9 protein-coding genes are annotated in these 10,588 nt (G+C 53.4%); 7 read left to right on the top strand and 2 right to left on the bottom strand.

What is annotated here, in order from left to right:
• Positions 1 to 236: 236 nt before the first annotated feature.
• The gene (locus H5U02_11425; GenBank protein MBC7343033.1) at positions 237 to 1,223 is read right to left on the bottom strand and encodes a glucose-1-phosphate thymidylyltransferase; all 987 of its coding nucleotides are present in this window, start codon (positions 1,221 to 1,223) and stop codon (positions 237 to 239) included.
• Positions 1,224 to 1,239: 16 nt separating this feature from the next.
• Entirely contained in the window at positions 1,240 to 2,055 is an 816-nt protein-coding gene (locus H5U02_11420; GenBank protein MBC7343032.1) for a tetratricopeptide repeat protein, read from the bottom strand.
• A 129-nt stretch (positions 2,056 to 2,184) separates the two neighbouring features.
• Here H5U02_11420 and H5U02_11415 point away from each other — a divergent pair, with 129 nt between their 5' ends.
• From H5U02_11415 to H5U02_11385, 7 genes are all read left to right on the top strand, one after another.
• Positions 2,185 to 3,264, top strand: a complete 1,080-nt coding sequence (locus tag H5U02_11415; protein ID MBC7343031.1) for an IS4 family transposase — start codon at positions 2,185 to 2,187, stop codon at positions 3,262 to 3,264.
• Between the two features lie 735 nt (positions 3,265 to 3,999).
• Complete coding sequence (locus H5U02_11410; GenBank protein MBC7343030.1) at positions 4,000 to 4,623, top strand: hypothetical protein; 624 nt, start codon at positions 4,000 to 4,002, stop codon at positions 4,621 to 4,623.
• Complete coding sequence (locus H5U02_11405) at positions 4,611 to 4,865, top strand: hypothetical protein (protein MBC7343029.1); 255 nt, start codon at positions 4,611 to 4,613, stop codon at positions 4,863 to 4,865. The genes H5U02_11410 and H5U02_11405 overlap by 13 nt, the downstream gene beginning before the upstream one ends.
• Before the next feature lie 277 nt (positions 4,866 to 5,142).
• Positions 5,143 to 6,876: a TIGR02710 family CRISPR-associated protein gene (locus tag H5U02_11400; protein MBC7343028.1), complete on the top strand. Its 1,734-nt coding sequence runs from the start codon at positions 5,143 to 5,145 to the stop codon at positions 6,874 to 6,876.
• 168 nt (positions 6,877 to 7,044) lie between these two features.
• Positions 7,045 to 8,628, top strand: a complete 1,584-nt coding sequence (locus H5U02_11395) for a hypothetical protein (protein ID MBC7343027.1) — start codon at positions 7,045 to 7,047, stop codon at positions 8,626 to 8,628.
• Between the two features lie 20 nt (positions 8,629 to 8,648).
• Entirely contained in the window at positions 8,649 to 9,356 is a 708-nt protein-coding gene (locus H5U02_11390) for a hypothetical protein (protein ID MBC7343026.1), read from the top strand.
• A 12-nt stretch (positions 9,357 to 9,368) separates the two neighbouring features.
• Positions 9,369 to 10,588 (top strand): hypothetical protein (locus tag H5U02_11385; protein ID MBC7343025.1); only part of this gene is annotated, 1,220 nt, incomplete at its 3' end.

The following is a 10,588-nucleotide window of genomic DNA, read 5'->3' as shown; positions in this document are numbered from 1 at the left end:
TACTGGGACCGGGTGCGAGCGGCGGCCTGAGGGGGTACCTACACCGAATGACCGTACTTCAATTTCATCACCTCAGAGGATTCAGGCTCCGGTCAGCCACCAACGGAGTTCCATAGCCATCCCACCTCACTAGATGCTTAGTTCAGGATTCAAGGTGGTTGTAAGGATTTCCTCTAATTGATTCTTCCAATTTAATATTTGGTCCAGCAAAGCACCAATTAGTTGTACGAGAAGCTTTATTCTAGCAGGCTGTCTTCAATGCGGGGAATATCGCTTAGCTCGCATTCCTCTAAAACCACTGAATGCTCCAGACTCACTCGGCTTAACCTGCTGCCGTTACCGATGGCCGTAAAAGGGCCGATAAAGCAGTTTTCCAAAACCACCTGGGACCCAATGACTACTGGACCCCGAATGGTGGTATTCCTTACCTGGCTGCCGGGACCGATGCTTACTCGTCCGACAATGCGGCTGCTAGCATCAATGCTTCCTTCCAGGCGGGTGCAGGCGTAAGCGTCCAAAACGGCGCGATTAGCTTCCAAGATATCATCCTTTTTGCCTGTATCCAGCCACCAGCCCTCCACTCGGCGAGCCAAGACCTTTCCTCCGGACTGGAGAAGCTCTTGGATGGCATCGGTGATCTCTAGTTCGCCTCGCCAGGAGGGGCGAATGTTGGCAATGGCCTGATGGATGGCCGGGGTAAACAGGTAAATTCCCACCAAGGCTAAATCGCTAGGCGGATCTTTAGGCTTTTCCACCAACCGGATCACTCGGCCCTGATCATCAAGAACCGCGACACCAAAGGAGCGGGGATTTGAGACTTCTTTTAGCAAAATGGCGGCATCGGCACCGCTTTTTTGGAAAGCTTCCACCAAGCCAGCCACGCCATCCTGGATGAGATTATCTCCCAGAAACATGAGAAAGTCTTCGTTCCCAAGGAAGTCCTGGGCCGTCTGAACTGCATGAGCTAAGCCTAGAGGTTGCTCCTGGAGTATGTAGGTTACCCTAGCGCCAAAGCCGCTGCCATCCCCTACTGCCTCCCGAACGCTATCTCCTGTCTCCGGGGAAATGATGATGCCAATGTCAGTTACCCCTGCTTGGACAACCTGCTCGAGAACGAAAAACAAAATCGGCCGGTTGGCCACGGGGATAAGCTGTTTGGTAGTAGTATAGGTTAGGGGCCGCAGCCGGGTTCCCTTGCCCCCAGAAAGAATAAGGCCTTTCATGCCGATCTCTGCCCTTCTACCTTGCCTCCATGACCTGCATGCTTCTGCTAACTTCTAGTAGCGTATGGGCTTCCTGATGATTAGGCTCAGAGGCCAGCACTCTTATGAAGGCATTTTCGGCGTCTTCCCAGCGCCTGAGCCTAAGCATTAAAAGCCCAATCCTAAAGAGAAGTTCGGGGTTTTCGGAATCGATGCTATAGGCTTCGAAGTAGTAATCGGCAGCCTGATCCCAGTTTTCAAGGCCGAAATGAGCGTTACCCTGGATCAAATTCCACTCCAACAGTTCTTCCGGCTTCATGGTTGCAGTATCGGTAAGAGAAAGCAGGTTTAAGGCCTCGATGTAGCGCTCGAGCGAGTTTAGGCAGCGAGCGCCAAGAAGAACCGGCTTCGCAGAGGACTGTTGGTTCGAAGTAGCGAATGGATACACGGTAGTCAACGCTTCCTCGATCTTTCCCTTAAGGATGAGAACCTGAGCTAGGTTGGTTGCCGCTACGGAATCGGCAGGATCCCGAGCCAGTATGCCGCGGAAATGGGCCTCAGCCTGGTCCAGCCGCCCTTGCGCAAGGGCCAGGCAACCGCGCTCGTTTTCTACTCGGGGATCTGCTGGCGCATCCTTTAGCTCAGCCTCGGCCGCCTCTACCTGCCCCAGCTTGGCCAGCGACCTGGCCTTCAACGTTTTGGCGACAATGTTAGTACTGTCTATCTCCAAGGCTTTCTCTGAGGCCTTAAGCGCTAATGCAAAGTCCTCTTCGTCTGCAGCCCAGTTGGCAACGCGAAGATATAGCTCGCCCTTGGTAGCAGGCGGGAGTTCGCTCTGGATAATATGGGTCAACGCCCTAACGGGCTGGCGAATCCCCAGTTTGATGATTCTGATGATTCTGGGAGTGAAGCTGAGGAAGGAAAAGGAAATCCTCCTTTCGAAGAGATAATCTTAGATACCAGCCCCGAAAGGAGGATTCCCATGAGTTTTAAAAGATTTCTCAAGAACTTTATAACATGGTTTAAGGATTTGCGCAAGTCCCAGAGGAAAACATTAGCAGCTTTGGTATATGGGCTAATGAAATCGCGCCGTATTGGTGTTGCGGCTATAGCCCGGGGCATCCCGGGGCCAGTAGCTACAAAACATAAGATAAAGCTTGTAGATCGTTTCTTAGGCAACAACAGGATAAGCATAGAGAAAGCGGTTAAGCCTTTGATTACCTGGCTTTTTAGCTCAAGGGAGAGGTTATTAATAGCTTTAGATTGGACCGACCTGCACGACAAAAAACATCAAACCCTTTTTGCGAGTGTCATCATAGGTACCCGAGCCATACCTGTTCTATGGCGAGTAGTGGAAAAAGAAAATCCACAATTAAGCCAGAACCAAGAAGAAGAGAAGTTGTTAGAGAAACTAAGAAACCTTATTCCTCCGGGGATGGAAGCTATAGTATTGGCCGACCGCGGATTTGGGCGGGTGGAGCTATTTAAGAAACTAGAGCTTTTGGGGTTTAAGTATATCATCCGGGTTTCTGGCACTGCCTGGATAAATAGCCAGCAATTCACCGGAACTTTACAACCCTTTAATGTGCGCCTAAACCAGCTAATCGACTTTGGCCAGGTGCTCTACCATAAGAAAGAAAAGTATCCGGTGCGGCTTATTTACCAGTTTGCCCCCGGGCAGGAAGAGCCGTGGTTTTTAGTTACCAATCTTGACTGGGAGGCTAAAAGAATACCTAAAGCCTACGGGCACCGTATGGAGATTGAAGAAAAATTTAAGGACTTTAAGAACCTGCGCACGGGCCTGGGGCTTAAGGGTGTAGTTCTTTCTACCGCTTGTCGCTATGAGCGTTTACTGTTGGTAGTAGTTTATGCTTACCTCTTCTTACTCCTGGCCGGGGCTTATGGCGAGGAGAAAGGTTATCACCGAAAATTGGTAGCAAGTTCCACTACCCAAAGGCGTGTTCTTGGACTGTGGCAGGTTGGATATTATACCCTCAATGCTTTCAGGGTAAGTTGCCGCCGATTATTGGGATTCTTACCTTCCTTGATGCCAGAAATTTAAAACTGGGGATGACCCAGGGCCCAACCCCTGCTTGACTTTCGCAAATTACGTTAGCGTTGGGACATGGTGGGAATGGGCTAAAGAGGGAAGCCGGGCCACCAGGTTGTGGCACCCCGGCTGGGTTTTGGCATTCAGGTGAGAGTTTTTCTCTCGTGGGCCTCTATCTCCGCCTGCGCTTCAAGGAGCTTTTCCCGGAAAACGATGGCGAGCCTCTCATGGCTATATTCACTATATTCAAATCAGTACGCGGTTGAAAGGATATACGGCAGTTAAACCCGTTGGCGGCAGGACTGGCGCGCCGTGCGGGGAGGCCAAGCTTGCGGGGTGGCCTGGGCGAGTTGGCCAGAAGGGCTCGGAGGGAGAGAGTTTATGGAGAGCGAGCCAAGGATATGAAGAGCGGGGGAAGCTGGGGTGAAGGCGGACGGCCAAAGGGTTTGCCGTAGGCGGGTCAGGGGTACGGTGACGGTTTGGATAAGGAGATGGGGAGATAGATTTGAGAATTGTTAGGTTCACACCTATAACCTGAGAGGTTAGGTACCGATGATGTTAATGGAGGTAAAGTGTCGGGGCCGCTCTCCGCTTAAGAGGGCTTCTCATTCTTAACAGGGCTTTCACAAGTCCGATGATCGATCTTAATGGAGGCGGAATGTGGCTCGGCAGTGCCAGTCGAAAGCCCGAGTCCCAAATGCGAGAGCATAGCTTGGATAGGGCAACTAGTACCTGGGGGATAAAGCCTTGCCCATACGGATAGAGAAAGAGTTTCGAGGACCATTTGCTGTGCCGTTCTGTGTGGTGGGGTTTGTGGCAGTTTCGTCTCCCGAGGCATTGGCTCGGATGTGGTGCGCAATTCCGCCGAAGACTTTTCTCAAGATGCAGGCAGCAGTGAGGGAATTGCTTGGTCTAATTTCTCCCCGCCCGGTTAAGCAAGTCCGGGCATTGATGTCGGCCAATTTGGTACCCTATCGGCGGTACTTGGAGGACTACCAAGCGATTTTGGCTCACGTGATGGCTGTGGCCGAGAGCCAAGCGAATGAACGGAGACCATTCCAAGGCTATGCTCACGGCGGAGGGCCCGTTGTAGCCACGGAAGGGAGCGATTTTCACTTGGCCGAAATCGTAGCTTGGCCAGGTCTAGAAATAATACCTTTGCCCAAGCACCGGGTTCGGTGTCTGCTTTGGGATGTGCGGGTGGCAGGAGCTTTCAACGAATGGGAGAAGCCGCCGGCCACAGATGCACAATGGGCCGTTCTTCGTTCCCGGGAGAGGCTGGCTCGGATTTGCAGGCGGTTACATGATGATTTCTCTTTGGGCCGAGATGAATTTCTGCTCCTCAGGTGGACAGAATTGTGGCCGAGATAGAAAGCATCTTACGGGCCAAGGACACCAAGAGTGCTGGCGTTGACGGTCATGCCGCGACTCGGGTTCACGCCAAACATGCTGCATCGGATAATGGCGCTAGGCGTGGCGACACGGCCACGGGAAACCCTAGCAGTGCAAGTACAGAAAGATCCTTTCGCCGGCCGCGCCGGGTTATTGATATGTGGGAGGCTAAAAGTAAGCTAAAAAGGAAAGAAGATCCAGGTCCAAGGAAGTATGTATAGAAATCTGCGGCCTCCAGCTGGTTTTGCTCACAGGATGTCAGGGGTTCAGCAAGACATAACGATGGCGGCCAAATCTGTCATTACTAGGCGTAAGGGGTGGCAAGCAGGATGGGATAATGGGTAAAATCAACCAATCTTAGCAGGAATTACCCGGATGTACCTGGAAGTAACAATTATCAGGAAAATATGCGCTCGGGATGGCAGCGCTATTGACCGGGCGAGAAGCCAGACGGGTTGACTTCGACCGAGGTTTGGTATTTATCAAAGAGGTGCGACCATGGAATCTGAGGAGAAGCTATCTTCGAGGCAAGGCAGGGGCCAAGCCAATGGCGTGTTAAGGCAGGGCAGTGGGGTAGGTGGCATTGGCAGGACCGATGGCGCAAAGGTAGCTTATGTTGGCGAGGCACCCGGTGGCTGTGGTCAGTCGACCGGTGGCAACCTAGGTCATGAGGCAGATGAGGAATATATCCGTGCTCTCGAGCAATCCCTATCCGAGCGGACTCGCATCTGGAAAAGCATGCCGCGCGGCAGCGAAGCGGCCAGAAAAGAGGCCGAGAACTTTTACGACCAGGAGATCATGCCCCTCTTGAGCGAGGTTTTTACCTACCGTGAGCGCTCCAAGGTAAGGAAGCAGTATGATCTTTTGATCCTATCTTTGGGTTTCTCGTACCAGCCGTTAGCTCTCTGCATATCGATTTTAAAGCCCCGGCGGGTTCTCTTTCTTCCCAGCCCGGATACCAGGGAGTTTATGGATTTGGTAATAGAGACTACCAAGCTTAAGCCCAGCCAGTATACTTACCGAGAAGTCGATCCTGCTAACACTGCCGATATATACCAAGCGGTTAAGGAAGTCTACGAGGAGTGGGGGCGTCCGGCCAACGTAGCTGTGGATCCTACTGGGGGCACCAAAGCCATGGCTGCTGGGATCGCTATGGCCGGGGTGATGATAGGCGCTGATTTGGTTTACGTAAACAGCAAGTACTCCCCTGCCCTCCGCCGGCCCGAGCCGGGGAGCGAGCACCTGACTTACCTTGTTAATCCCTACGCTGTATTTGGAGACTTAGAAGAGGAACTGGCCCTGAACCTCTATCGAGAGGGCGATTATCTGGGTGCGGCCAGGATCTGGCGGCGCTTGGCCTCTAGAGTGCCGGACCCGGAAGCTAGGCGTTGCGAGATGCTTTCCGCCTTGTGCCTTGCGTACGAGGCGTGGGATAACCTGGACTGGGTTGAAGCGGCTGTCAAGATGAGGGAGTTCATAGACGCAGTTGAGCGTTTTGGGCATACCAGCAGTGGCAAGCGGCTGGTTCCTTTTACGATGGAAACTATGAGTCGGTTGCGTAAACAGATGGCTACCGTGGAACTTCTAAAACGCTATTTTGAACCTGACAATGTCCCTTCGGGCCAAAGCCAGGCTAGTTCGCGGTTACGACACTTGGACCTGGAGTTTCTCCAAGATTTGCCCGCCGTGATCGGATTGGTAGGGAGCATCTATCAGAACGCTTTGCGGCGCGAAAGGCAGGGGAAACTGGATATGGCTAGCTTGCTCTTTTACCGAATTGTGGAAATGCTGGCCCAGCGCCGTTTGGCTACTTATGGGATCGATACCCACGAGCCAAACTACGATAACCTGCCCTCGGATCTTCTCGACCGCATCAACCAGGTATGCGCTACACCTAAGAGTGGCTTGCGGCCTTTCCGTCAGCTGCCTAGTCCCATTTCCCTGGTTGAAAGCTACGTAGTTTTGGCTGCTCTTGGTGATGCTTTTACCGAAGGCCTTAGCTTTTCACGGCTCATAGGCAAGGTCAACGCTCGCAACTACAACATCTTTGCCCATGGTTTTGAACACTTCCACCTTTCCTCGGGGGAAAATGAGCCTAGGGAATATAGGCAATTCAAGGAACTGACCCTAGAGCGTTTGGAGGCCTGGGCCAGGGTTGAGGGCATCGATTGGATGCAAGAGTTTGCCCAGCTGCAGTTTGTTGGCATCGACGGGGAAGGACCAGGCTCGTGACCAGCTTCGGGATGCTTTTGGTTTGAACCAACACCGGGCAGAAAGGAACGGGGAGCCGACGGATGCGTTGGCGCAGAGATGACCACAAATTCTTTATCCAACGACAATTGGTGTCGCCTTCGCATGTTATCATTAAAGAAGTAAGCCGGAAAGGAGGCCGGTAAAGGCGTGGGCGAAACAGATGTAGCCTTAGTGTCGTTTGATACCGACCGGATCAAAGACTACGTTTTTCGGTACGGACGGTTACAGGACATACGGGGAGCGAGCTCCAAGCTGGACCGCTTGAATCGCGAAGAAATCCCCAAAGTTGCAGAGACCCTCCCTTCCCGACCGAAGCCGGTGTATAGCAACGGAGGAGGGGCCCTATTTTGTGTAGTGCCGGAGGAAGCCCAAGAGCTCATCACTAAAGTGCAAGAGCTGTACATAAAGGAAACAGTTACCGGTAGCATTACCGGAGTAACCCTCCTGACCCAAAAGGACCGGCTCAACCAGGATTTCGGCGAATGCTGGACCGAACTATCCAGCCGAATGCGAGAGGCCAAGCGCCAAAAAGATTACGTTGGGAGTTGGTTTACCTTTCCCTTTGCCCGCAAGTGCGAAGCCTGTGGTTCTTATCCTGCTTCTTGCCTATACCAAGGCACGAAGGCTGAAGAGGGTGAGCAATACCTTTGCCGATCCTGCTACCAAAAGCGGACCGCGGGGCTTGGTGAGGAATCGGAGCTGCGCAGGCAATATCAAGATTTCCACCGCCAACAGCAAGGCGCTTCTTCCAAGATTGAGTGGCCGAGAGATTTGGATGACATCGGGAAAGCCGATAGCGGGAGCCTGGGCGGCGACTTTATTGGCCTTATCTATTGCGATGGCAATGATATGGGCGAGGCCCTGGGTAAACTTCGCAGCCTCGAAGAGCTAGGGCGCTTTTCTGAAACCGTTGATCGGGCGGTCCACCAGGCCACCTTCCGGGCCGTTTATGAGCGTTTAGATGCCAACTGCTGGGCCAACGGCACCTTTCCTTTTGAGCCTATAATTCTAGGGGGAGATGACGTAATCGTCGTGACCTCAGCTTCCCAGGCCCTAGAAATAGCCATGGATATCCTCAATTTCTTTGCCCAAGAGGTCCAAGGGACCGTGGCTGAAAGCATCACCCTATCAGCGGGAGTGGTAATTGCTCCGGTCAAGTACCCGCTGACCAATGTAGTCGACCTGGCTGAAGAGCTTCTCAAGTTAGCCAAGAAAGGGAGGGTCATCCGCCGCCACCACCCCGAGTGGACAGGCTACCTCGGCCCAAACCGGCCTCAGGCTGAAGGTTCTGATTCAGGGCCGGTCAAAAGCGGCAGCCGAGGCATGATTGACTTTGCGGTTCTGGCTGGAGGGTTATATCCCAGCCTCAACTTCATGCGCCAAAGCTGGGTTCGGGAGGAAAACGGCCAGTGGCTGCGGTTGAGCTTGAGGCCGTATACGGTTGAGGAGCTAGCTGAGCTGGTAAATTGCGCCCGGGCGCTTAAAGGAGCCAATATGCCTAGGAATAAGCTGCAGCGCTTGCGGCGCTCACTTCTTGAGTCCAAAGCTGACTTTGCTTTGACCTGTCTGGAAGTAGTAAGTCGCCTGAAGGCCCAACCGCGCCAGGAGATGCTCAAGGTATTTCAGACCTTTGGGTCTTCGCCCCTAAGCCCGTGGGTAGATATGCCTGCTGGGCAAGGGATCGGCACTCCCATGCTAGATTTGATCGAGGTTTACGACTTGATAGGTTAGGAGCTGGGAGGTGGTTTTATTTGTCTAGCAGGCGCAGTTGGTTAGAAGTAGAACTAAGAATCACCACCTTGGGGCCGGCCCGGTGGGGTAGCGGCTTCCGGAGCCTTGAGGCCAACAGCACTGTGGTTCGCGGCCAGGAAGGCCGGCTGGTTATTCCGGGCTCAACCATCAAGGGCTCGGTCCGCAAGGCATGTGAGCAGTTGGCTGGTGCCTTGGGCGTACGGCACTGCATTGGCACCCGGCCGGAAAAGCTTTGCCGGGAGAAGCCTTGCATCATATGCAATCTCATGGGATCGCCCTCGTTCCCTTCTCGCCTTTATTTTTCTGATGCCCACTGCCAGACCTCGCCCGAAACAAAAGACCAGAGGTGGGAAAGCTTGTATGGACTCAGGACTAGGGTAAGTATTAGCCGGCGGTTGGGTACGGCAGTAGGACGGCGGCTATTTACTACGGAGCATACGATTGAGTCTCCCATGATGTTTTGCGCTTCCATATCCGGCAGCATGGCCAGCACTATACCCCCTGAAGAGGAAATACCTCTAGAGCTTAGACTGTTGGTCGGTAGCTTGAAGCTTGTTAATAGCCTCGGGGGAGGCCGGTCCCTGGGGTTTGGGCGTTGCCAGGTTACTATTTCTCGGCTAACCCTAGACCACAAGGAAATTAAACCAGAAAGCATCTGGGAAGATTGGGATAGTATTTGCCTCTACGATGACTGTATAGCTGGGTGAGGGGGTGAGGAGGTGAAGCTGAAGGTTAAATTGAAATTGCAGGCGCCACTGGCAGTTACGGCCAAAAAGGCTACCAGCGCCCATACTGCCGGTCTAGAATTTGTACCCGGAACTACTTGGCGGGGAGCTCTGGCCCAAGCTTACCTAGACCAGCTTGGACAACCTGATGCTCGGTTTCGAGACTGGTTTACCTCAGGGCAGCTAATCTTCAGCGACCTGGTGCTTGGGGATGAAAATGGACCTAGCTCCCCTATCCCCATGACGGCGGTGACCTGCAAGCGCTTTGGGGGGTTCAAGGCCGATGAACGGGACCGCGGGCAGCAGGCCCATGGAGTCATGGATATTCTAATTCCGGAGATAATTTCCAAGCTTACCGGCCAGGGTCCCTCGGCGCCAATTGGGAAAACTTACCGTTATTGCCCTGCACCTGGGTGCGAGGAACGCCTTGAGCCGTTGGCAGGTTGGTACCTGCGCTCCCAGGCCGGATATCGCCAGCTGGAAGTGGAAAAAGTGATTCGGGCGGGAACTGCCATCGACTCTTATACGGGAACGGTGCGAAGAGGAGTGCTGTTCAGCAGCGACTGCTTGCAGGAAGGCCAATTCCTATACGGCTCCATCAGCTATCGCTCCAAGGCAAGCCAGGCTACGGAGCCAATCTCCCTTTCACAAGTACTAGAGGACATGGCCCGGACTCTGGTTTTTAAGGGTAGCTCCATCCACATCGGCCGAGCGGTGAGCCGGGGGCTAGGATCTTGCCGGGTTGAAACTGTTAGCCTGGAGAAGGAAGAGTTGGCGCCAGGCAATACTGTGCCTGATCGCTGTAGGCGTTTCAACCAAGAAATTGCTAAGCGTGCTCGCCTGACTGAAGACCAGCGCTTGTTTTCTCTAACTTTACAATCGCGGCTCATCATCGTCGATGCTTTTCTCCGCTATCAGGTAGGAATCAGTAGCTCCTATCTAGAGAAGGCTCTAGATCTACCGGTTGGGTCAATAAGGCCAGTTTTCAAGGCCGTACGGCCGGTCGGCGTGTCGGGCTGGAACTCGGCTTGGGGACTTCCCAAGGAAGATGAGTTGGCTTTGGCTCCTGGCTCGGTGTTTGCGTACCAGGTGGACTTGGGGGCGGCGCAGGTGGGCGAGGATGAACTATACGCCCGGCTGGCCCTTCTAGAGCAAGAGGGAATCGGGGAAAGAAAGGCGGAAGGATTTGGCCGGGTGACGGTCTGTGATGCTTT

This window comes from Clostridia bacterium, from assembly GCA_014360065.1.
Taxonomy (GTDB): Bacteria; Bacillota; DSM-521; order Neomoorellales; family JACIYF01; genus JACIYF01.
The sequence above is the reverse complement of the archived record's forward strand: the minus strand, read 5'-3'. Positions and strand labels throughout refer to the sequence as shown.